This is a genomic window from Mycobacterium sp. (genome assembly GCF_035314905.1).
Classification (GTDB): Bacteria; Actinomycetota; Actinomycetes; order Mycobacteriales; family Mycobacteriaceae; genus Mycobacterium.
In genome coordinates this window covers 14,754-36,795 of the sequence record NZ_DATFYW010000247.1, presented here as the reverse complement: position 1 = coordinate 36,795, position 22,042 = coordinate 14,754, and the positions used below count along the sequence as shown (strand labels likewise).

Here is a 22,042-nt window from a genome sequence, read left to right as displayed (position 1 = left end):
TTGTTATCTCGTCTCTTTCTGAGCTCTTCGCGCGGGGGGCTCATCGGCGGGAGCGAACCGGGGAAAAGCCAAATCCCCGGCGTAGCGTGCCGCGTCGCCGAGCGATTCCTCGATGCGCAGCAACTGGTTGTACTTGGCGACGCGCTCGCTGCGGGCCGGCGCGCCGGTCTTGATCTGGCCGCTGCCGACCGCGACCGCCAGGTCGGCGATCGTGGTGTCCTCGGTCTCGCCACTGCGGTGGCTAATCATCGTGCGGTATCCGCTGCTGTGCGCCAGCGTGACCGCGTCGAGGGTTTCGGTCAACGTGCCGATCTGGTTGACCTTCACCAGAAGCGCGTTGGCCGCGCCCCGCTCGATGCCTTCCTCGATGCGCTCGGGGCTCGTGACGAAGAGGTCGTCGCCGACGATCTGCACCCGGTCGCCGATCATCGTGGTCAGCGCGACCCAGCCGTCCCAGTCGTCCTCGGCCAGCGGATCCTCGATCGACACGAGCGGGTAGGTGTCGAGCAGCCGCGCGTAGAACTCCGTCATCTGCGCAGCGTCGCGGGTTTCCTTCTCGAACGTGTAACCCGTTGTGGTGGTGAAGAATTCGGTGGCCGCCGCGTCCAGCGCGAGTGCGATGTCCGAGCCGGGCCGGTAGCCGGCCGCCTCGATCGCCGACAGGATCAGGTCCAGCGCCGCGCGGGTGCCGGGCACGTCCGGAGCAAAGCCGCCTTCGTCGCCGAGGCCGGTGGCCAGGCCCTGCTTCTTCAGCACGGCCTTCAGCGCGTGGTAAACCTCCGCACCCCAGCGCAGCGCTTCTTTGAAGCTCGGCGCGCCGATCGGGGCGATCATGAACTCCTGCACGTCGACGCCGGTGTCGGCGTGCGCCCCACCGTTGAGGATGTTCATCATCGGCACCGGAAGGATGTGGGCGTTCGGGCCGCCGACATAGCGGAACAGCGGCAGACCGGCCGATTCGGCCGCGGCCTTCGCAACGGCCAGCGAGACGCCGAGAATCGAGTTCGCGCCGAGGCGGGATTTGTCGGGGGTACCGTCGAGGTCCAGCAGCGCCTGGTCGACCAATCGCTGGTCGTCGGCGCTCAGACCGATTACGGCGGGCGCGATCTCGTCGAGCACCGCCTCGACCGCTTTCTGCACGCCCTTGCCGCCGTATCGTTTGGGGTCACCGTCGCGCAGTTCGACGGCTTCGTGCTCGCCGGTCGAGGCGCCCGAAGGCACCGCGGCCCTGGCGAACGTCCCGTCGACCAGCGCCAGTTCGACCTCGACAGTCGGATTGCCGCGGGAATCGAGGATCTCGCGAGCGCCGACCTGCTCGATGATGGGCACTGACTTCTCCTAGCGTCGGTGGGGGAACGGACTCAGCCTAAAGGTTGGACCGCCGGGCGGTGCGCTACGTGGGCGCTACAACGGGTGGCCCGCCGCATAGGCGGTCGCCCAATCGCGCACGGTCTTGGCGTAGGCGTCCGAGAGGTTGTAGGCCCGCAGTGCGTTCATCCACCCGCGCGGCGTGGCCAGGTCCTTACCGGTCCAGCACAGATAGCCGGCGGCCGACAACGCGGCGTCGTTGAAGTTGTCCGGGCTGATCACCCCGTCGTTGTTGGCGTCCACGCCGTAGAGCCGCCAGGTCTCCGGGATGAACTGCATCGGGCCCATCGCCCTGGCGTAGACCGGATCGTCGTCGAGGTGGGCTCCGTCGCTGTCGATGATCTCCATGTTGCCGTCGGTGCCGTCGAGCCGAACCCCACGTATCGGTGGGCTGACGTCGCCGTTCGGCGCGATCGTCGCGCCGTGATACGTGCCGTGGTGGCTTTCGACCATGCCGATACCCGCGAGCGTCGTCCAGGCCACGTGGCATTTCGGGTTCTCCACCTGGGCGACCCTGGCGGCGTACCCGTACGCCTTGAGGGCCTCGACCGGCATGTTCAGCGCGGGAGCGCGTTCGGCCGCCCAGACCTGCAGCTGGTCGGCGGGCCGGCCCCGCGCGTGAGTGTCGACGCCGGGCACCGGGTCGCCGGCCGGGGGCGGGACGCCTTCGGGAATCGGCTGGCCGAGCTGCCACGAACAACCGGATGCCAACAGCACCGCGGTCGCGCCGACGACGCCCACCGCCCGCAGCCAACGTACCGGCGACAGTGCCACGGCCTACTGGGGCTCGACTTTGTTCGGCTGAGCGTCGGACGACGCCGCGGCCTCCTCGGGTACGCCGTTTGCCGGGGCCTCCTCGACCGCCGTGAACTCCTCGGCGGGGAATTCGTCGGCGGCCTGCTGCTGCGGTGAGGGTTCCGGCACCTCCACCGGCGACGGTTCGGGCACCTCCACGGGACCGGGCTCCGGCACGTCGGCCGGTCCCGGCTCCGGCACCCGTTCAGGGGTCTGCCCCGGCTCCGCCAAGGCGGGCTCTGATTGCGCCGCCGCCGCCGGCCAGTACGCGTGCCACTCCTCCTCGGTGACCGCGTCCAGCGTCGCGACGTCGAGTTCCTCGGGCACCGCGTCACCGCGCCGTTCGGCGGCGATTCCCTTCTCGGCCAGGCGCACCGCCTCCATGAACTCCAGAACCTCGGTGCGCACATTGGTTTCGACATCGACGTCGGGCACCACGGTCACCGTGGTGAGCGCGGCCGGGATCAGGTCCTCGGGCAGCCCGGCGTCGCGCACCCGCCCCAGCACCTTCTGCGCCAACGCCAGCGCGGGCTGACCGGTCGGCACCCCGTCCAGGCACGAGCCGCGCGGCTTTTCCGCGGCCTTGCGCTCGTCCCACTGGGCGATCTGGTCCTCCAGCGAAATCGATTCTCCCGCAATCACTCCTGGCGCGCGGTTGCCGAGCTTGCGCAGCAGCGAGTCGGCGACGTCGTCGATGGTGAACGGGTGCTGCGGCGCGTCCTCGGCGATGCGGGCGTGGAACAACACCTGCAGCAGCACGTCGCCGAGTTCGTCACGGAGATCGTCGGCGTTTCCGCTGCGGACCGCGTCGAACAGCTCGTAGGTCTCCTCGAGCAGGTAGCGGCGCAGCGAGTCGTGGGTCTGCTCGCTCTCCCATGGACCGTCGCTGCGCAGCTTGTCCATCAGCGCGACCGCATCGATGAGCCGCTCCCCGGGCTGCGGGTCCGGCGCCGCGATCAGCGTGTCGCCGGCCTCCAGGCGCGCCCTGACCGCGGGGTGCTCACGGTCCGACGACAGCAACACCGGCGCCTCGTCTCCGCCCACATGCACCGGCCGCGCCCCCGGCAACGACCAGGGCACCTTGACGGGCATCTCCTCGGTGTACTGGACCTCACCCATCAGCAGCGCGATCGCGTCGACCGGAACCAGCGACGGGCGGCGAGGATCGACCAAGACGACGGTCATCTCGCTTGACCTCCTCGCTTGTCTCAACGGCACTGTTGACTCCGGTTATATCAACATCTTCCTGGCGCTTCCCATCGAGTGCCAGGACGAGACCGGCGACCATCTCCACCAATTCAAGATCACGTATGCGCGGCGAAGCGACGCCGGTGCCGGACCGGGGTATCGGCACCTGCACGGCGGAGGCGGTCGCGCGGTAGTGCGCCCCGGGGTAAAGCCGTTTCAGCCGCAGTTGCTGGGAATCGAGCAGCGTGAGCGGCGCCAACCGCAGCGTCGTCGATTCACCGGCGCCCGTGGCCGACACCTCGGTGATCCCGTAACGGCGCAGCAGCAAACGCAGCCGTGCGACGGCCACCAGCCGCAGCGCGGGCTCGGGCGGCGGGCCGTAGCGGTCGGTCAGCTCGTCCACCACCGCGGCGATCGCGTCGTCGTCGGTCGCCGCGGCCAACCTGCGATAAGCCTCCAGCCGCAGCCGGTCGCTGCCGATGTAGTCCGGCGGCAGGTTTGCGTCGACCGGCAGGTCGATGCGGACCTCTCTGGGTTCTTCGCTGACCCCGACGGTCTTGCCGTCGACAGCGGCGCGGTAGGCCTCGACGGCCTCGCCGACCAGCCGTACGTACAGGTCGAACCCGACCCCGGCGACGTGGCCGGACTGCTCGACGCCGAGCACGTTGCCGGCGCCCCGGATCTCGAGGTCCTTCATGGCCACGGCCATGCCGGCCCCGAGTTCGTTGTTCTGCGCGATCGTCGCGAGCCGGTCGTAGGCGGTTTCGGTCAGCGGCATCTCCGGGGGATACAGGAAGTAGGCATAGCCGCGTTCCCGGCTACGGCCCACGCGGCCGCGCAGCTGGTGCAGCTGCGACAGCCCGAACGTGTCCGCCCGTTCGACGATCAGCGTGTTGGCGTTGGAGATGTCCAGACCGGTCTCGACGATCGTCGTGCACACGAGGATGTCGTATTCGCGGTTCCAGAAGCCCTCGACGGTGCGCTCCAGGGCGTCCTCGTTCATCTGCCCGTGCGCGACGACGACGCGCGCCTCGGGCACCAGGGTCCGCACCCGCGCCGCGGCCTGGTCGATCGAGCTGACCCGATTGTGGATGTAGAAGGCCTGCCCGTCACGCAGCAACTCACGGCGCAACGCGGCGGCGATCTGCTTGTCGTCGTGCGGCCCCACGTAGGTGAGCACCGGGTAGCGCTCCTCGGGCGGGGTGAGGATCGTCGACATCTCCCGGATACCGGCCAGGCTCATCTCGAGTGTCCGCGGGATCGGCGTCGCGCTCATCGTCAGCACGTCGACGTGGGTCCGCAGCGACTTGATGTGCTCCTTGTGCTCGACGCCGAAGCGCTGCTCCTCGTCGACCACGACCAGCCCCAGGTCCTTCCAGCGCACGCCCGTCTGCAGCAGCCGGTGCGTGCCGATCACGATGTCGACGGTGCCGTCGGCCATGCCGTCGAGCACCGCCCGCGACTCGGCCGGATCGGTGAACCTCGAGAGCCCCCTGACGGTGACCGGGAACCCCGCCATCCGCTCGGTGAAGGTCTGCAGATGCTGGTCGGCCAGCAGCGTGGTGGGCACCAGGACCGCGACCTGCTTGCCGTCCTGCACGGCCTTGAACGCCGCCCGAACCGCGATCTCGGTCTTCCCGTAGCCGACATCGCCGCAGATCACCCGGTCCATCGGTATCGGCTTCTCCATGTCGGCCTTGACGTCGGTGATCGCGGTCAGCTGGTCGACGGTCTCGGTGAAGTCGAACGCGTCTTCCATCTCCGCCTGCCACGGGGTGTCCGGGCCGAACGCGAAGCCGGGCGCGGCCTGTCGCTCGGCGTAGAGCGCGACGAGCTCGCCGGCGATGTCGCGGACCGCGCGGCGGGCCTTCGTCTTGGTGTTGGCCCAGTCGCTGCCGCCGAGCCGGCTCAGGGTCGGCGACTGGCCGCCGACGTACCGCGACAGCTGGTCGAGGGAGTCCATCGGGACGTAGAGCTTGTCGGAATTGTCGCCGCGGCCCCCCCTTTTGGTGGAGGCGTATTCGAGTACCAGGTACTCGCGGCGGGCGCCCCCGACCGTCCGTTCGGTCATCTCGACGAACCGGCCGATCCCGTGCTGGTCGTGGACGACGAGGTCGCCTGCGGTCAGTGCCAACGGGTCGACGACGTAGCGCCGCTTCGCGGCCAGGCGCTTGCCTTCGGTGGCGGCGACCCGATTGCCGGTCAGGTCGGTTTCGGTGATCACCACCAGCCGGCTGCGCGGCAGGATGACGCCGTCGTGCAGCGGTCCGCGCAGCACGCCGACCGCACCCGGCCGCGGCGCCTCGCCCGGCTCAAGACAGGTCGCGGGGACGTCGGCCTCGCCGAGCTGTTCGACGACGCGGTGGGCGGTGCCGGTGCCGGGCGCGACGATCGCGGCGTGGCCGCCAGTCGTGACGTGGGCCCGCAACATCGCGAAGATCTCCTCGATGTTGTGCCGCTGGCCACGAGCCGCGGGGGCGGGCCGGATGTCGAGAGTGGTGGCGGTGCCGTCGCCGAGCTGGCTCAGCGTCCACCACGGGTGGCCGCCCCCGGTCGCGGCGGCGCGCACGTCGTCGAGGTCGAGGTAGCCCGACGCGCCGAGCCGTTCGATGTCGATCGGGGCATCGCCGCCGATGGCGGCCGTCGACCACGACGCCTCCAGGAACTCGCGGCCGGTCTTGATCAGGTCGCGCGCCCTCGTGCGCACCTTCTCCGGGTCGCACACCAAAAGGGGCGTCCCCTCGGGCAGCTGGCGGGTCAGCAGCGTCAGCTCGCCCGCGCCCAGGACCGGCATCAGCGCCTCCATTCCGTCGACGGGGATGCCCTGCGCAAGCTTGGCCAGCATGTCGGTCACCGTCCCCAGCGGGCCGTGGCCGTTCGGGCCGTGACCCCGGTACCCATCGAGTTGGGCGGCGCGTTGCCGGACCTGATCGGTCAGCAGCATCTCGCGGGCCGCGACCGCGATGACGGTGTCGACCGTGATCTGGGGGATCGACCGCTGGTCGGCCACGGAGAACATGCGCATCTCGCTGACCTCGTCGCCCCAGAATTCGACGCGCACCGGGTGCTCGGCGGTCGGCGGGAAGATGTCGAGGATGCCGCCGCGCACCGCGAACTCGCCCCGCTTGCCCACCATGTCGACGCGCGTGTAGGCCAGCTCGACCAGCCGCGCGACCACGTCTTCGAAGCCGATCTCCTGCCCGACTGCGAGGGTGACCGGTTCGATGCGGGCCAGGTCGGGCGACATCGGCTGCAGAACTGAGCGGACCGTCGTGATCACGATGCGCAGTGGCGGGCCGAGCCGCGCGTCATCGGGGAAGGCCAGCCGGCGGAGCACCATCAGCCGTGCGCCCACGGTGTCGACGCCCGGCGAGAGCCGTTCGTGCGGCAGCGTCTCCCAGGACGGGAAAAGCGCCACCGCGTCGCCGTAGCTGCCGCGCAGCTCCGCGGCGAGGTCGTCGGCTTCGCGGCCGGTGGCGGTGACCACGAGCAGCGGGCCCGCCGTCGCCAGCGCGGCCGCGACGAACGGCCGCGCGGCGGCAGGCCCGACCAGCGAGAGCTCGGGCGGCTTGCCTGCGGCGCGACGGGTGACATCTCGAAGTTCGGGGTCGCGCAGGGCAAGTTCGACGAGTCCCGCGATCGGGGTATCGGGCGCCGTTCCGGCTTGCGCCGTGTGGGCGGTCCCCGCGGAGGTCATGATGCGGCCATTCTAAGCGTTGGTCACGATCAACGCGAAAGATGGTGCGCGCGAGGGTTACTCGCCGTCGAGCACCGGATCGTTCTCAAGGTGCGTCAGCCCGTTCCAGACCAGGTTGACCAGGTGCGCCGCCACCACTTCTTTCTTGGGCTCCCGGACGTCGAGCCACCACTGAGCCGTCATCGACACCGAGCCGACCAGCGCCTGCGCGTAGAGCGGCGCCATCTCGGGGTCAAGGCCGCGACGGGAGAAGTCGCCGGCGAGGATCGACGACACCTGGTTGACGGCCTCGTTGAGCAGGGTGGAGTACGTGCCCGACGTGATCGCGGCCGGCGAATCGCGGATCAGGATCCGGAAGCCGTCGGTGCGTTCCTCGACGTAGGTCAGCAGCGCCAACGCCACCCGCTCGATGCGCACCCGGGAGCGGTTGTTGGTCAGCGACGAGGTGATGCCGTCGAGCAGCGCCGACATCTCCCGGTCGACGACGACCGCGTACAGGCCCTCCTTGCCGCCGAAGTGCTCGTAGACCACCGGCTTGGAGACGTTGGCGCGCTGCGCGATCTCCTCGATCGAGGTGCCCTCGTAGCCGCGCTCGGCGAACAGCGACCTCGCGATCTCGATCAGCTGGTGGCGTCGCTCGGCGCCGGTCATCCGCGCGCGCGTGCGCGCTTCCTTCTCCGGTGCCGCCACGTCTACCAGCGTATCCGGTCGAATAGAGTCGTTAGGCTGAACCAGTTGCGCGGTCCGTCGTGGTGTAATCGGCAGCACATCAGATTTTGGTTCTGAGAGTTCAGGTTCGAGTCCTGGCGACGGAGCAGGCCTGCCGAGCAAGCAAGCGAGGTTCGATGACAACCAACGCCGATTCGGCGGTCGTGGTGCTGGCCGCCGGGGCCGGGACCCGCATGCGGTCGGACATTCCGAAGGTGCTGCACCCGATCGCCGGCCGCAGCATGCTCGCCCACGCGCTGCACTCGGTGGCCAAGCTCGCCCCGCAGCACCTCGTCGTCGTCCTCGGCCGGGACCGCGACAAGATCGCCCCCGCCGTCGCGGAGTCGGCCGAGCACCTCGGGCGCACGATCGAGGTCGCCGTGCAGGAGCAGCAACTCGGCACCGGCCATGCCGCCGGCTGCGGCCTGAACGCGCTGCCAGAAGACTTCGCCGGTGTCGTCGTCATCACCTCCGGCGACATCCCGCTGCTGGACGCCGACACGCTCGCCGACCTGATCGCCACGCACAACGCCGAACCGGCCGCGGTCACGGTGCTGACGACGACGCTGCCGGACCCGACCGGGTACGGCCGCATCCTGCGCACCCAGGACCGCGAGGTGATCGCGATCGTCGAGCAGGCCGACGCAACCCCGTCGCAGCGGGAGATCCGCGAGGTCAACGCCGGTGTCTACGCCTTCGACATCGCCGCGCTGCGGTCGGCGCTGAGCCGGTTGCGCTCCGACAATGCCCAGCACGAGCTCTACCTGACCGACGTGATCTCGATCGTGCGCCAAGACGGCCAGATCGTGCAGGCCAAGCACGTCGACGACAGCACACTGGTAGCGGGCGTGAACGACCGGGTCCAGCTGGCCGCGCTGTCCGCCGAACTCAACCGCCGCATCGTTGCAGCTCATCAACGTGCCGGCGTGACGATCGCCGATCCGGCGACCACGTGGATCGACGTCGACGTGACGATCGGCCGCGACACCGTCGTGCAGCCGAACACGCAACTGCTCGGCGTCACCAAGATCGGCGCCCGATGCGTGATCGGGCCGGATACCACCCTGGCCGAGGTAACCGTCGGCAACGCCGCCGCGGTGGTGCGCACGCACGGGTCCTGGTCGACGATCGGCGACGCTGCCGCCGTCGGCCCGTTCACCTACCTACGGCCCGGGACCGTGCTCGGCGCCGAGGCGAAGCTCGGCGCGTTCGTCGAGGCCAAGAACTCCACGATCGGCACCGGCACGAAGGTGCCGCACCTGACGTACGTCGGCGACGCCGACATCGGGGACCACAGCAATATCGGCGCGTCGAGCGTGTTCGTGAACTACGACGGGCAGACCAAACGCCGGACAACGGTCGGTTCGCACGTGCGCACGGGCTCCGACACGATGTTCGTCGCCCCGGTGACCGTCGGCGACGGCGCGTACACGGGGGCGGGCACCGTGCTGCGCGAGGATGTGCCGCCGGGCGCGCTGGCGGTGTCGGCGGGCCCGCAGCGCAACATCGAGGGATGGGTGGCCCGCAAACGGCCGGGTTCGGCGGCTGCGGAGGCTGCCGAAGCGGCCCGACACGCCGACAATCCGCCGTCCGACGACCACGAGGCGACCTGATCTTGTCGCCGATTGTTGGGTTACCGGCAACCCGGCACCCGGCCGCACGTTTCCCTACGTACCATTAGGCCGACATCCCGATCCCGAACCGGCGAGGAACCGTGGGCACCGAATGGACCGATAACCGCAAGAACCTGATGCTCTTCGCGGGCCGCGCGCACCCCGAGCTCGCCGACCAGGTCGCCAAGGAACTCGACGTCCCGGTCACCGCGCAGACAGCACGCGACTTCGCCAACGGCGAGATATTCGTCCGGTTCGAGGAGTCCGTGCGCGGCTGCGACGCGTTCGTGCTGCAATCGCATCCGGCGCCGCTGAACACATGGCTGATGGAACAGCTGATCATGATCGACGCGCTCAAGCGCGGCAGCGCCAAGCGGATCACCGCGATCCTGCCGTTCTATCCGTACGCCCGCCAGGACAAGAAGCACCGCGGCCGGGAACCGATCTCCGCGCGGCTGGTCGCCGACCTGTTCAAGACCGCCGGCGCCGACCGCATCGTCACCGTCGACCTGCACACCGACCAGATCCAGGGCTTCTTCGACGGGCCGGTCGACCACATGCGCGCGCAGAACCTGCTCATCGGCTACATCAAGGACAACTACCCGAACGACGACAAGGTCGTGGTCTCCCCCGATTCGGGGCGGGTGCGCATCGCCGAGAAGTGGGCAGACGCGCTGGACGGCGTGCCCCTCGCCTTCATTCACAAGACGCGCGATCCGCGGGTGCCGAACCAGGTGGTGTCGAACCGGGTGGTGGGTGACGTCGCCGACCGGACATGCGTTCTGATCGACGACATGATCGACACCGGTGGCACGATCGCGGGGGCCGTGAAGCTGCTGCGCGAGGCCGGAGCCCGAGACGTGATCGTCGCGGCGTCGCACGGGGTGCTGTCAGATCCCGCGCCCGAACGGCTGGCCGAAAGCGGTGCCCGCGAGGTGATCGTCACGAACACGCTGCCGATCGGCGAGGACAAGCAGTTCCCGCAGCTGACCGTGTTGTCCATCGCCCCGCTGCTGGCCAGCACGATCCGGGCGGTCTTCGAAAACGGCTCGGTGACGGGTCTCTTCGACGGGGAAGCGTGATGCCGGGCGCGCTGTACCACCGCCCCACCTCCCACGGCATCGACGTGCGGCCCGTCGACGCCGTCCGAGAGATTCTGTGACGTTGCGACGTCTGCTGACGGCGCTGGCGCTGCTCGTGCTGGTCGCCGGATGCGCCGCCAAAGCGCCCGACTACCAGTCCCTTCTGCCGCCGTCGTCCCCGAACACCGCGACCCCCAGCGCCGAACGGCCCGTGCCGATCGCGGATTACCTGCAGGAGCAAGGCGTCAACGGCGCGCCGATGACCAGGGCCACGCTGACCGACATCAAGGTGTCGATGCCCTGTCCGCCGGGCTGGTCGGTGATCAACGACCCCAAGCAGCAGGCCACGTTCGAGGTCATCCGCAAGACAAACGTGGATGCCTACCAGCCGACCGCGATGCTGATGGTGTTCAAGCTGATCGGCAACTTCGACGTCGCCGAGGCGATCCGCCACGGTTACGCCGACGCCGAACTGACCGACCGGTTCACCCGGCTCAACGCCTCGATGGCCGCCTTCCGCGGCATGCCGTCCGCGATGATCGAGGGCAGCTACAACATCGGCGAGCAGCGGCTGCACACCTACAACCGCATCGTGATCGCGACGGGCCCGGCGCCGGCCAATCAGCGCTACCTGGTGCAGTTTTCGGTCACCACGGCGGCCGATCAGGCCGAGTCGCTGGGCGCGGACGTGGAGTCGATCATCAAGGGCTTGACCGTCGCGCCGGCCTAGCCGCCACTCGCTAGGGTAGGGGTCATGACTGACTGGACCGCTGCCGAGCTGCCCTCGTTCGCCGGACGCAGGGTCGTCGTGACCGGCGCCAACAGCGGCCTCGGCCTGGTGACCGCCCGCGAGCTGGCCCGCGTCGGCGCACGGGTGGTGCTCGCCGTCCGCACCGTCGCCAAGGGCGAGGAGGCCGCCGCCGGCATGTCCGGCGATGTCGAGGTGCGCCGCCTCGACCTGCAGGATCTCGCGTCGGTTCACGAATTCGCCGACGGGGTCGGCGCCGTGGACGTCCTGGTCAACAACGCCGGCATCATGGCGGTGCCGTACGCCGTCACCAAGGACGGCTTCGAAAGCCAGATCGGCACCAACCATCTCGGCCATTTCACCCTGACCAACCTGCTGCTGCCCAAGATCAGCGACCGGGTGGTGACGGTGTCGTCGATGTTCCACTGGATCGGCCACATCAGCCTCAAGGACCTGAACTGGAAGTCGCGGCCGTACCGCCCGTGGCTCGCGTACGGACAGTCCAAACTGGCCAACCTGCTGTTCACCAGCGAGCTGCAGCGCCGCCTCGACGAAATCGGCTCGTCGGTTCTCTCCCTCGCCGCCCATCCCGGCTACTCGAACACGAATCTGCAGGGACACAGCGGCCGGCGGCTCAGCGATGCGTTCACGTCGATCGGCGACAAGCTGATGGCCACCGACGCCGACTTCGGGGCCCGCCAGACACTGTTCGCCGTGTCACAGAACCTGCCGGGCGACACGTTCATCGGCCCCCGGTTCGGGTTGTCGGGCGCCACCCAGCCCGTCGGGCGCAGCCCACGGGCACGCAACGCCGGCACCGCCGCGGCGCTGTGGGAGCTGTCCGAGCAGCTCACAGCCACGAAATTTCCGCTCTGACGAGCTGATGCGCTACCCTGTGCCAGGTCCACGGCGAGGGTGGTTTCGGCCACCGTTATCGACGGAGACAGCCCTTCCGATGTCTGCTCCTGCCGTGCGCCGAACCTTTACGGAAACGACAGGAGCGACATGGCTACCAGCACCAATCGGCTCACCGCGTCGGTGCGCACCAAGACCGGCAAAGGCGCGTCGCGGCGTGCGCGTCGCGAGGGCAGGATCCCCGCGGTGCTCTACGGCCACGGCGCCGACCCGCAGCACCTGGAGCTGCCCGGTCACGATTTCGCCGCGGTGCTGCGCCACTCCGGGACCAACGCGGTGCTCACCCTCGACATCGACGGCACGGAGCAGCTCGCGCTGACCAAGGCGCTGGAAATCCACCCGATCCGCCGCAACATCCAACATGCCGACCTTCTGGTTGTGCGCCGCGGCGAGAAGGTCACCGTCGAGGTGGCGGTCTCGGTCCAGGGCGATGCGGCCCCCGGCACGCTGGTGACCCAGGACTCCAGCACCATCGAAATCGAGGCCGAGGCGCTGTCGATCCCCGAACAGCTGACGGTGTCGATCGAGGGCGCCGAGGAGGGCACGCAGATCCTGGCCCGCCAGATCGAGCTCCCGCGGGGCGTCACGCTCGTCTCGGACCCGGACATGCTGGTGGTCAACATCGTCACCGCGCCGACCATCGAGGAGCCCGAGGCCGAGGCCGCGGCCGCCGCCGCCGGCGAAGAGGCGCGGGCCGAAGAGGAGTCTGGCTCCGAGTCGGCCACCGAATAGCCGGTGGCCGAGCCGCTGCTGGTGGTCGGCCTGGGCAATCCCGGGCCGGTCTACGCCAAGACCCGGCACAACCTCGGGTTCATGGTGGCCGACCTGCTGGCCGGCCGGGCGGGCTCGAACTACAAGCTGCACAAGCGTTCCGGCGCCGATGTCGCCACCGGGAGGCTGGCGGGCCGACCCGTGATCCTCGGCAAGCCGCGCAGCTACGTGAACGAGTCCGGACGCCAGGCCGCGGGGCTCGCGATGTTCTATTCGGTGCCGCCCGCCCACATCATCGTCATCCACGACGAACTCGACGTCGACTTCGGCAAGATCCGGCTGAAGCTCGGTGGCGGCGAAGGCGGGCACAACGGTGTCCGGTCCGTGGCCGCGGCCCTGGGCACCAGGGACTTCTACCGGGTGCGGATCGGCATCGGCCGCCCGCCCGGCCGCAAGGATCCCGCCGCGTTCGTGCTGGAGAACTTCACCGCCGCCGAACGGCCGGAGGTGCCGGTGATCTGCGAGCAGGCCGCCGACGCCACCGAACTGCTGATCAAGGTCGGGCTCGAGGGCGCGCAGAACCAGGTGCACGCCTGGTAGCAGCTTCGCCGTTGTGGTCGAGGCCAAATCGTTGTGGTCGAGGCCAAATCGTTGTGGTCGAGGCCAAATCGTTGTGGTCGAGGCCAAATCGTTGTGGTCGAGATTGAAGTGACGGACGCGGCCGCGGCGTGTCGTGACGGTGAGTTCAGTGTCGGCGGCGGCCGGCGGTTTTTCGGCCGCGGCGTCAGCTGACCAGCGACACCGAATTCGCGCGGCGCAGCTTGCCGGACGGCGTCTTCGGAATGGTGCCCGGCCCCAGAACGACCACGTTGCGCGGCCGGACGTCGACCTCGGCGACCACCTCGTGCGCGACCTGGTGCTCGATGCGGCGCACAACGGCGGGATCCTGCCAGTTGTTGGACTCCACCGCCACGGCGAACGACTCCCGCGAGTGCCCGGCGTCCAGCCGCACCGCGACGGCACAGCCGGGGCGCACGCCGTCGACGCGTCCGGCGGCGCGCTCGATGTCGGTCGGGTAGATGTTGCGGCCCGCCATGATGATGACGTCCTTGACGCGGCCACAGACCACGACATGGCCGTTCTCCAGCTGGTAGCCCAGGTCGCCGGTGTCGTACCAGCCGTGCTCGTCCTGCGCGGGAACGAAACCGGCCATCGTGGTGTAACCGGGTGTCAGGGACTCGCCACGCAGCTCGATCACGCCGACCCCGCGGGGCAGCAACACGGTGCCGTCCTCGTCGACGATGCGCGCTTGGAGGCCCTCCAGCAGCGGCCCGAGCGAGGCCAGCCGACGGGTGTTGCCCTTCGAGGCCGGCACGGCGCGGCGCAGCGCGGCCAGCAGGTCGGCGTCCACCTCGTCGACCACCAGCCCGGCGCCGCATTCGGAGAACGACACCGCCAGCGTCGTCTCGGCCATGCCGTAAGCGGGCAGGATCGCCTCGGGCCGCAGCCCGAACGGCCTGCCCGCATCGATGAGGTCCTCGACGTCGGCCGGCTCGACCGGCTCGGCGCCCGACAGCGCGAAGCGCAGCGTCGACAGGTCGAACTGGCCGGGCTCGGCCTGCTTGCGCAGCCGCTTGGCAAACAGCGCATAGGCGAAGTTCGGCGCCGCGGTCATCGTGCCCTTGTACTTGTCGATGAGCTTGGCCCACAGCAGCGTGTCGCGCAGGAAGTCCAGCGGGGTGACCTTGACCAACTCGGCGCCGAAGTACATCGGCACCGTCAGGAAGCCGATCATGCCCATGTCGTGGAACAGCGGCAACCAGCTGACCATCACGTCCTTGTCGACGTCGTACTCGGCGCCGATGAACATCGCCTCGGCGTTGGAGTAGAGGTTGCGGTGGGTGATCTGGACAGCTTTGGGAGAGCCGGTCGAACCCGAGGTCAGCTGCATCAGCGCCAGATCGTCCTCGCCGGTGTCGACGGGATCGATCGGGTCCGCGGCCATCAGCTCCGCGATGGTCACCACCTCGATGCCACGGTCGGCGAGCACCGGAACCGCCATCATGAACGGGTCGGAGACGATGACGACCTTGGCCTCGATCATGTCGATGACGGTGGTGGTGTCTTTGGCCCACACCTGCAGGTCCGTGCGCGGGGTGGGCTGGTGCAGCATGGTCAGGCTGGCGCCGCGCATCCAGACGCCCTGCGCGGCCGGGGCGATCTCCACCGGGGCGCCCGCCAGCACACCCACCGCGTCACCGTGGCCGACGCCGGCCTTCGCCAGGCCACCGGCGATCCGCCGAGCCTTCTGATGCACCTCGCCCCAGGTGTGCCGAACGGGCTCATGCGGCTCGCCGGTCACCATCCCCGTGTTGGCGGTCAGGGCGTTGCGGTACATCTTCTCGGTGAATCTGCTCACGACAACCTCCTGGGTGTCCGGAGCCGCGACTGTGGCGACGCTGCACACAGCGCAAAGGCCCGGGATGTAATATTCCGCCTGCTAGAGGGTGCTTTACAGGAGGCGCGCGCACACAATTGGGGAGCGGTTCCATTGCGAATCGGTGTTGACCCCGCGAAAGTCCCGGCGGTTGCCCACGCGCCTTTTCGGGTGATGTCTGCGCGGTACGACCGTCGCCCACCACTTCCCCGGGTGGGCGACAGCAGATGATACGTCGGACCGCTATTGGACACCGCGAGTGATCTTAAACTCCTCTTAGGATAGGTGGCAACTTCCAGGTTTTTTTGAGGCCTGGGTCACACTCCGGTCGTCGGCGCGGGCACCACCCTGGCGCCCTGGACCGGGCCGCTGGCCACCCGAACGGTACGGCAGACGCCCGCCGAGGCCAACTGGGTGCCGACATCGACCGCCGACGCCGATGTCGTGCAGAGAAACGCACACGTCGGCCCCGAACCCGAGACGATCCCGGCCAGCGCCCCGGCTTCGGAGCCCGCGCGCAGCGTGCGCCGCAGCTCGGGATCCAGGCTCAGCGCCGCCGCCTGCAGCTCGTTGCCCAGCAGCGGCGCCAGCTCGGCCGGATCCCCCGCGGCCAGCGCCGCCAACAACGGCTCCGGCTCGGGCAGCCGGGGCGGGTGGCCGGCATCGCGCAACCGGTCGATCTCCGCGAACACCGCAGGCGTGGACAGGCCGCCCGCACCGAAGGCCAGCACCCAGTGGAACGTATTGCGTGCCAGCACCGTGGCCAGCTCCTCCCCACGCCCGCTGCCCAGCGCGGTTCCCCCGTGCAGCGCGAACGGCACGTCGCTGCCCAGCCGGGCGGCGAGCGCGTGCAGGTCGCGGCGCGGTAGCCCCAGCTCCCAGAGGTTGTTCATCGCGACCAACACGGCGGCGGCGTCCGCGCTGCCGCCGGCCATGCCGCCGGCCACCGGGATGGACTTCTCGACCGTGACGGCGACGTCCGGCGCGCGGCCCACGTGGTCGGCCATCAGCTCGGCGGCCCGCCAGGCCAGGTTGCGCTCATCGGCGGGCAGGATGTCGGCGCCCTCGCCGGCCACTTCCAGCGACAGCACGTCGGAGTTGCGGACCGTGACCTCGTCGAGCAGCGAGACCGCGTGGAACACGGTGGTCAGCTCGTGGTAGCCGTCCTCGCGGCGATCGCCGACGGCGAGATAGAGATTGACCTTCCCCGGCACCCGTACGGTCACCGAACCGGTGGCCACCCACTCGGGAGCGGTGCTGCAATCGGACACGGCACAGAGACTATCGCCCGGCAGAGCAAAAGAGTGGCGAGATGGACCCCTCGACCACCTCGCCACCGCAAGCAACAGCTACCCGGCGCCGGCCGCACCAAAACACCCGGGCACGCTGAGCCGGGCTCCTACGCTTGAGAATGTGCTGCGACCAGGAGGGACGTTCGAGGGCTACGTCATCGACGGGGTCCTCGGCCGCGGCGGGTCGGCCACCGTCTACCGGGCGCACGACGAGGCGCTGCATCCGGTCGCGCTGAAGGTTCTCGACGACGAGCATCGTCTGCCCCCCGAATTGACGCGGCTGCAAAGAGAATTCGACTTCGCGCGCCAGCTTGATCATCCCCACGTCATCTCGGTCGAGCGGCACCGCGACGGGTGGCTCACGATGCAGTTGGTCGACGGCGGCAACGTCGGGGCCCTGGACACCCTCGCGCAACGCCTGGAGGCGCTGGGGCAGATCGCCGACGCGCTCGATTACGTCCACTACCGCGGCATCATCCACTGCGATGTCAAACCCACCAACATCCTTGTCGCCAAGGACTTCTGCCGCGACGGCGCGGTGCTGATCGACTTCGGGGTGGCGCACGCACTTGCCGAGGACGTCCATCAGAAGAGGCCGTTGGAGATTCGGGCGTCACTGCCCTACCTGGCGCCGGAACTCCTGCGCGGGCAGATGCCGACCGGGGTCACCGACGAGTACGCGCTCGCCTGCACCGCGGTCGAATTGGTCACCGGCGCACCGCCATTCGCCGCCAACACGTCGATGGCGATCGCAAACGCGCAGCTTTACGAGCCGCCGCCACGCATCTCGCAAACCGTCGCGTGGGTGCCCCGGGCGTTCGACTCGATCCTGCAACGGGCGATGGCGAAGGACCGCGAGGAGCGTTACCAGACCTGCACCGAATTCGTCGAGATCGTCACGAAGGTGCTGGCGCAATACAGTCGCTAGTGGCTTTCGGCGTGGGACTGCCGGCCGGGCTGCTGCGCGGACTGCTCGTCGAACCGCTCCAGCAGCCGCACGAAGTCGGCGATGCCGAGGGTTTCGCCGCGGCGGGCGGGGTCGATGCTGGCCGCCAGCAGCCGTTGCGCCGACTCGTTGCCCGACCCGGCCCAGTCGGCGAACGCGTTGCGCGCGGTCTTGCGGCGCTGGCCGAACGCGATGTCGATCAGCTCGAAGACCCGCCGGCGAAACTCGGCGCCGGTCGGCCACGGCGACGTTTCGTAGCGGTCGATGCGCACCAGCCCGGAGTAGACCCGCGGGATCGGCCAGAACACCGTCGGGGACACCATGCCGAAGCGGCGCACCTGGCCGAAGAACCGCACCTTCACGCTCGGTATGCCATAGTTCTTGCTGCCCGGCTCGGCGGCGAGCCGTTCGGCCACCTCCGCCTGCACCATCACCATCACCACCCGGATCGACGGAAACTCGGCCAGCAGGTGCAGCAGTGCCGGCACCGCGATGTTGTAGGGCAGGTTGGCGACGAGCGCGGTCGGTTCGGTGTCGAGGTCGGAATGCTCGAGTGTCAGGATGTCGCGGTTGAGCACCGCGAGGCGCTGGATCTCGCTGTGCGAATGCTCGGCGATCGTCTTCGGCAACCGCTCGGCCAGCACCGGGTCCACTTCGACGGCGGTAACCGTGGCGCCCCGATCGAGCAGCCCGAGCGTGAGTGATCCCAGCCCGGGACCGACCTCGAGGACGTGGTCGTTGCGGTTGATCCCGGAGGACGACACGACGCGACGGACCGTGTTCGCATCGTGAACGAAACTCTGGCCCAACGACTTCCGTGGCCGAAAGTCAAGATCCTTGGCCAGCTGCCGTATCTCGGTCCGTCCGAGTAGCCGGATGGTCAGCTCAGTTGCCCCCAAGCCTCGCTCCGCACACCGGCCACGCTCCCCAGCCCTGACGCGCCCGGGTGACCTCGGCGACCGCGATCTGCTCCTCGCGGGTGGCGAGGTCGGCGCGCGGGGCGTAACGGAGACCACCGCTGCGCTCCCATGTGTTCTGGTCGAACTGTACCCCGCCGTAGAAACCGTTCCCCGTATTTATGGCCCAGTTTCCGCCGGCCTCACACGAGGCGAGCCTGTCCCACGTCGCGCCGCTGCGCACCGGTGGCACCTCGGTACCGGGCTTGGCGCCCACGCGCAGCACGGCGGCGCGGGCGGGAGTCAGGACGTCGTTGGACACCGGCAACCGGCCCGTCTCGACACCGTTGACGATCTCGGCGATGAACGTCACGTCCTGGGTTCCGGCCGTGCCGGGGTCCTCGACGACCTTGCGGCTCATGTTCATCGTCGGATCCTCGATACGTTGCGCGGGCGGCGGCAGCGGCATCCGCTCGGTGAGCTTCTCCAACCGAATTCTAGTGACCGTGAGCTGCATTCCGTCGGTAACCGGGGAAGAAGGTGGCGGATCAACTTTGTCACCCTGCTCCAGAGGCACACCGGCGGCGACCAGCAGCTGGCCGACGTTGGGTGCCGCGAGCCGCTGGTCGCTGACCACCCCGCCGTCGTTGATGTGCACGTCCTTCGCGCTCACCACCGGCAGCGCCATGCCCGCCAGCGGCAGCCGGCTCGACCGGGACGCCGCGGCCGGGGCGGTGTCGCTCAGCGACAGCTGCTTGAGCGCCTCGTCGACGGTCGAGGCGGTCGTCCACATCTGCCTGCTCTGCTGGCCGTCCATCGACACCTCGAGCGGCTTGCTGCGCCGCAGCACGATCGTCTCGGCCTGGTGGACCGGCTGGTTGGCCGCCGGGTACAGGTCGTCGCGCCCGCCGACCATGAAACCGTTCTCGTGCACCACGTCGATCACCCGCGACTTCATCGTCGACACCGTCATCGACGAGCCGTCGACCGAGAGCGTGACGGTCTTGTGGGCGGCCACCGCGTAGCTGCCCGCGAAGGTGAGCGCGCCGAGGAACGCGCCGACGAGGACCCGCAGCATGGGTGTTTCAGTTTGATGGAGCTTGGTCAGCGCATTCAAGGTGGCGGCTATCCCGGTGTTGACGTCGACTGCCTGGGCCCAGGGGCCCAATCTGATCACAAGACGGTAACGAAGAGGAGTACCTAAGGCAAATCCTCAGCGGGGCCCAGCAGGTCTGACCGTGACAGGCCGTACACGCGGGCCGCGGTGTCGGTGACCTCGCAGGCCAGGTCCCCGGCCCGGCGGCCCGTCACGTCGGCCAGCGCCCGCACGGTGTAGGGCAGGCAGTACGGCTCGTTCGGCGCGCCGCGAAACGGGTGCGGGGTCAGAAACGGCGCGTCGGTCTCCACCAGCAGCTGGCCGGGCGGAATCAACTTCGCCGCTGCCCTCAGGTTGTCGGCGTTCTTGAAGCTCACCGTGCCCGCCAGGCTCAACACCCACCCGGCGTCCAGACAGGTCCGGGCCATCGACGGGCCGGAGGAGAAGCAGTGGAAGATCACGGTGTCCGGTGGCCCCTCGGCCCGCAACACGTCGAGCACGCCGGCGTCGGCGTCGCGGTTGTGGATCATCAGCGGCTTGCCGGTGCGCTTGGCGAGGTCGATGTGCCATGCGAAGGCCAGCCGCTGCACTGCCGGCTCCGCGCAGCCCTCGAGGCGCCCCGGCCAGTACAGATCGAGGCCGGTCTCCCCGATCGCCACCACGCGGGGGTGGGCGGCCAGCGCCTCGATCTCGGCGCGCGCCGAGTCGTCAAGGCCGTCGGCACGGGTCGGGTGCAGCGCCACCGCGGCGTACACGCGGGGATCCCAGTCGGCGGCGCGCGTCACCCAGCACGCCGACGCCAGGTCGTCGGCGATCGTCACCACCGCCCTGACGCCGACCGCCGCGGCGCGGTCGACGATGCCGGTGACCCCGTCCGCGTCGCGGGCACCGCAGGCGTCCAGGTGCGTGTGGGCGTCGACGAGGGGTGCCAGCGGTTGCGGCGGCGGTGGCGCCGGGCGCACGGTCGAGCGGCTCACCTGCACACCATAAGGTGGAGAACAAATGAGGCCTTTCTACGTCACGACGGCGATCGCCTATCCGAACGGGGCACCGCACGTCGGGCACGCCTACGAGTACATCGCGACGGACGCGATCGCCCGGTTCAAGCGCCTCGACGGCTTCGACGTGCGCTACCTGACCGGCACCGACGAGCACGGCCTCAAGATGGTCGAGACCGCCGCCGCCGAGGGCCTGCCGACCGCGCAGCTGGCGCGGCGCAACTCGGACGTGTTCCAGCGGCTCCAGGACAAGCTCAACATCTCCTACGACCGCTTCATCCGGACCACCGACCCCGACCACTACGAAGCCTCGAAAGTGATCTGGCGCCGGATGGCCGACGCGGGAGACATCTATCTCGACACCTACTCCGGCTGGTACTCGGTGCGCGACGAGCGCTACTTCAGCGAGGACGAGACCCGCGTCGGGCCGGACGGCACCCGGGTGACGGTCGAGACGGGCGCCCCGGTCACGTGGACCGAGGAGCCGACATACAAGTTCAGATTGTCGGCCTACAGCGAAAAACTGCTCGCGCACTACGAGGCGCACCCGGAGTTCATCGGCCCGGACGTGCGCCGCAACGAGGTCGTCAGCTTCGTCTCGGGCGGCCTCGAGGACCAGTCGATCTCGCGGACGTCGTTCGACTGGGGGGTGCCGGTGCCCGGCGACCCCGAGCACATCATGTACGTGTGGGTGGACGCGCTGACCAACTACCTGACCGGCGTCGGCTATCCCGACACGGAATCGGAGATGTTCCGGCGCTACTGGCCGGCAGATCTGCACATGATTGGCAAGGACATCATCCGGTTCCACACCGTCTTGTGGCCGGCGTTCCTGATGTCGGCCGGAATCGAGCTTCCCCGAAGGGTTTTCGCGCACGGCTTCGTCTACAACCGAGGCGAGAAGATGAGCAAGTCGGTGGGCAACGTGGTCGACCCGGCCACGCTGGTCGACGAGTTCGGGGTCGACCAGGTGCGCTATTTCCTGCTGCGTGAGGTGCCGTTCGGGCAGGACGGCAGCTACAGCGAAGACGCCATCACCACCCGCATCAACGCCGACCTGGCCAACGAGCTGGGCAACCTGGCGCAGCGCTCGCTGTCGATGGTGGCCAAGGACCTGCACGGCGTGGTCCCCGACCCGACCGCGCCCGGCGACGACGACCTGCGCCTTCTGGCCGCCGCCGACGCGCTGCTGGACAGGGTTCGGGCCGACTTCGACGGTCAGGCCATGCACCTTGCGCTGGAGTCGATCTGGCGCGTGCTCGGCGCGGCGAACAAGTATTTCTCCGCCCAGCAGCCGTGGGTGCTGCGCAAGTCGGAAACAGAGGCCGACCAGGCCCGGTTCCGCACCGTGCTGCACACGACGCTGGAGGTCGTGCGGATCGCCACCCTGCTGGCGCAGCCCGTGATGCCGGAATCAACGGCCAGGCTGCTCGACCTGCTCGGCCAGCCCGCCGACCGGCGCGCGTTCAGCGCGATCGCCACCCGGCTGGCACCCGGCACCGTGCTGCCGCAGCCAACCGCGGTGTTCCCGCGCCACCAGGTGAACTGAGGC

General features: G+C 69.2%; 18 protein-coding genes and 1 tRNA gene. 9 read left to right on the top strand and 10 right to left on the bottom strand.

Annotated features, from left to right (window positions below):
* Nucleotides 1-3: 3 nt before the first annotated feature.
* The 5 genes from eno to VKG81_RS21325 all read right to left on the bottom strand — a co-directional run bounded on the left by eno (nucleotide 4) and on the right by VKG81_RS21325 (nucleotide 7,699).
* Nucleotides 4-1,329 carry a phosphopyruvate hydratase gene (gene eno, locus VKG81_RS21345; protein ID WP_324398754.1) on the bottom strand — a complete coding sequence of 442 codons (1,326 nt, stop codon included), beginning with the start codon at nucleotides 1,327-1,329 and terminating at the stop codon, nucleotides 4-6.
* Between the two features lie 75 nt (nucleotides 1,330-1,404).
* The gene (locus VKG81_RS21340) at nucleotides 1,405-2,136 is read right to left on the bottom strand and encodes a lytic transglycosylase domain-containing protein (protein WP_324398782.1); all 732 of its coding nucleotides are present in this window, start codon (nucleotides 2,134-2,136) and stop codon (nucleotides 1,405-1,407) included.
* 9 nt (nucleotides 2,137-2,145) lie between these two features.
* Entirely contained in the window at nucleotides 2,146-3,348 is a 1,203-nt protein-coding gene (locus tag VKG81_RS21335; protein ID WP_324398752.1) for a nucleoside triphosphate pyrophosphohydrolase, read from the bottom strand.
* Nucleotides 3,275-7,048 (bottom strand): transcription-repair coupling factor, encoded by a 3,774-nt coding sequence (gene mfd / locus VKG81_RS21330; protein WP_324398750.1) that lies wholly within the window; start codon nucleotides 7,046-7,048, stop codon nucleotides 3,275-3,277. Before mfd ends, VKG81_RS21335 begins: the two co-directional genes overlap by 74 nt.
* 57 nt (nucleotides 7,049-7,105) lie before the next feature.
* Nucleotides 7,106-7,699, bottom strand: a complete 594-nt coding sequence (locus VKG81_RS21325; protein ID WP_324398780.1) for a TetR/AcrR family transcriptional regulator — start codon at nucleotides 7,697-7,699, stop codon at nucleotides 7,106-7,108.
* A 92-nt stretch (nucleotides 7,700-7,791) separates the two neighbouring features.
* Between VKG81_RS21325 and VKG81_RS21320 the strand changes: the two genes are divergently transcribed.
* The 7 genes from VKG81_RS21320 to pth all read left to right on the top strand — a co-directional run bounded on the left by VKG81_RS21320 (nucleotide 7,792) and on the right by pth (nucleotide 13,425).
* Nucleotides 7,792-7,863, top strand: a tRNA-Gln gene (locus VKG81_RS21320).
* A 30-nt stretch (nucleotides 7,864-7,893) separates the two neighbouring features.
* Complete coding sequence (gene glmU, locus VKG81_RS21315) at nucleotides 7,894-9,369, top strand: bifunctional UDP-N-acetylglucosamine diphosphorylase/glucosamine-1-phosphate N-acetyltransferase GlmU (RefSeq protein ID WP_324398748.1); 1,476 nt, start codon at nucleotides 7,894-7,896, stop codon at nucleotides 9,367-9,369.
* A gap of 101 nt (nucleotides 9,370-9,470) precedes the next feature.
* Complete coding sequence (locus VKG81_RS21310; RefSeq protein WP_324398746.1) at nucleotides 9,471-10,451, top strand: ribose-phosphate diphosphokinase; 981 nt, start codon at nucleotides 9,471-9,473, stop codon at nucleotides 10,449-10,451.
* Nucleotides 10,452-10,527: 76 nt separating this feature from the next.
* Complete coding sequence (locus VKG81_RS21305) at nucleotides 10,528-11,181, top strand: LpqN/LpqT family lipoprotein (protein WP_324398745.1); 654 nt, start codon at nucleotides 10,528-10,530, stop codon at nucleotides 11,179-11,181.
* A gap of 24 nt (nucleotides 11,182-11,205) precedes the next feature.
* Nucleotides 11,206-12,075, top strand: coding sequence for an oxidoreductase (locus VKG81_RS21300; RefSeq protein ID WP_324398743.1), 870 nt, complete (start codon nucleotides 11,206-11,208; stop codon nucleotides 12,073-12,075).
* Nucleotides 12,076-12,204: 129 nt separating this feature from the next.
* The gene (locus VKG81_RS21295; protein ID WP_324398741.1) at nucleotides 12,205-12,846 is read left to right on the top strand and encodes a 50S ribosomal protein L25/general stress protein Ctc; all 642 of its coding nucleotides are present in this window, start codon (nucleotides 12,205-12,207) and stop codon (nucleotides 12,844-12,846) included.
* A gap of 3 nt (nucleotides 12,847-12,849) precedes the next feature.
* Complete coding sequence (gene pth / locus VKG81_RS21290) at nucleotides 12,850-13,425, top strand: aminoacyl-tRNA hydrolase (RefSeq protein WP_324398739.1); 576 nt, start codon at nucleotides 12,850-12,852, stop codon at nucleotides 13,423-13,425.
* A gap of 184 nt (nucleotides 13,426-13,609) precedes the next feature.
* On the opposite strand, the gene VKG81_RS21285 is transcribed toward pth, so the two are convergent.
* A complete protein-coding gene (locus tag VKG81_RS21285) occupies nucleotides 13,610-15,244 on the bottom strand; it encodes a fatty acyl-AMP ligase (RefSeq protein ID WP_324398737.1) in 1,635 nt (544 codons plus the stop codon).
* A 335-nt stretch (nucleotides 15,245-15,579) separates the two neighbouring features.
* Nucleotides 15,580-16,533 carry a 4-(cytidine 5'-diphospho)-2-C-methyl-D-erythritol kinase gene (locus VKG81_RS21280; RefSeq protein ID WP_324398735.1) on the bottom strand — a complete coding sequence of 318 codons (954 nt, stop codon included), beginning with the start codon at nucleotides 16,531-16,533 and terminating at the stop codon, nucleotides 15,580-15,582.
* Between the two features lie 142 nt (nucleotides 16,534-16,675).
* Here VKG81_RS21280 and VKG81_RS21275 point away from each other — a divergent pair, with 142 nt between their 5' ends.
* Nucleotides 16,676-17,482 (top strand): serine/threonine-protein kinase, encoded by an 807-nt coding sequence (locus tag VKG81_RS21275; RefSeq protein ID WP_324398733.1) that lies wholly within the window; start codon nucleotides 16,676-16,678, stop codon nucleotides 17,480-17,482.
* Here VKG81_RS21275 and rsmA read toward each other — a convergent pair.
* From rsmA to VKG81_RS21260, 3 genes are all read right to left on the bottom strand, one after another.
* On the bottom strand, nucleotides 17,479-18,384 hold the full coding sequence (rsmA, locus tag VKG81_RS21270) for a 16S rRNA (adenine(1518)-N(6)/adenine(1519)-N(6))-dimethyltransferase RsmA (protein ID WP_324398778.1): 906 nt from the start codon (nucleotides 18,382-18,384) through the stop codon (nucleotides 17,479-17,481). The genes VKG81_RS21275 and rsmA overlap by 4 nt on opposite strands.
* A 1-nt stretch (nucleotide 18,385) precedes the next feature.
* On the bottom strand, nucleotides 18,386-19,513 hold the full coding sequence (locus tag VKG81_RS21265) for a transglycosylase family protein (RefSeq protein WP_324398776.1): 1,128 nt from the start codon (nucleotides 19,511-19,513) through the stop codon (nucleotides 18,386-18,388).
* Between the two features lie 83 nt (nucleotides 19,514-19,596).
* Nucleotides 19,597-20,469 (bottom strand): TatD family hydrolase, encoded by an 873-nt coding sequence (locus VKG81_RS21260; protein WP_414685360.1) that lies wholly within the window; start codon nucleotides 20,467-20,469, stop codon nucleotides 19,597-19,599.
* Between the two features lie 25 nt (nucleotides 20,470-20,494).
* On the opposite strand from VKG81_RS21260, the gene metG reads away from it, so the two are divergent.
* Nucleotides 20,495-22,039, top strand: coding sequence for a methionine--tRNA ligase (metG, locus tag VKG81_RS21255; RefSeq protein ID WP_324398730.1), 1,545 nt, complete (start codon nucleotides 20,495-20,497; stop codon nucleotides 22,037-22,039).
* Nucleotides 22,040-22,042 lie beyond the last annotated feature (3 nt).

Coding starts and splice junctions, on each gene's coding strand:
- VKG81_RS21335 (WP_324398752.1), bottom strand. CDS start 3,348: ATGACCGTCGTCTTGGTCGATCCTCGCCGCCCGTCGCTGGTTCCGGTC.
- mfd (WP_324398750.1), bottom strand. CDS start 7,048: ATGACCTCCGCGGGGACCGCCCACACGGCGCAAGCCGGAACGGCGCCC.
- VKG81_RS21325 (WP_324398780.1), bottom strand. CDS start 7,699: ATGACCGGCGCCGAGCGACGCCACCAGCTGATCGAGATCGCGAGGTCG.
- glmU (WP_324398748.1), top strand. CDS start 7,894: ATGACAACCAACGCCGATTCGGCGGTCGTGGTGCTGGCCGCCGGGGCC.
- VKG81_RS21300 (WP_324398743.1), top strand. CDS start 11,206: ATGACTGACTGGACCGCTGCCGAGCTGCCCTCGTTCGCCGGACGCAGG.
- VKG81_RS21295 (WP_324398741.1), top strand. CDS start 12,205: ATGGCTACCAGCACCAATCGGCTCACCGCGTCGGTGCGCACCAAGACC.
- metG (WP_324398730.1), top strand. CDS start 20,495: ATGAGGCCTTTCTACGTCACGACGGCGATCGCCTATCCGAACGGGGCA.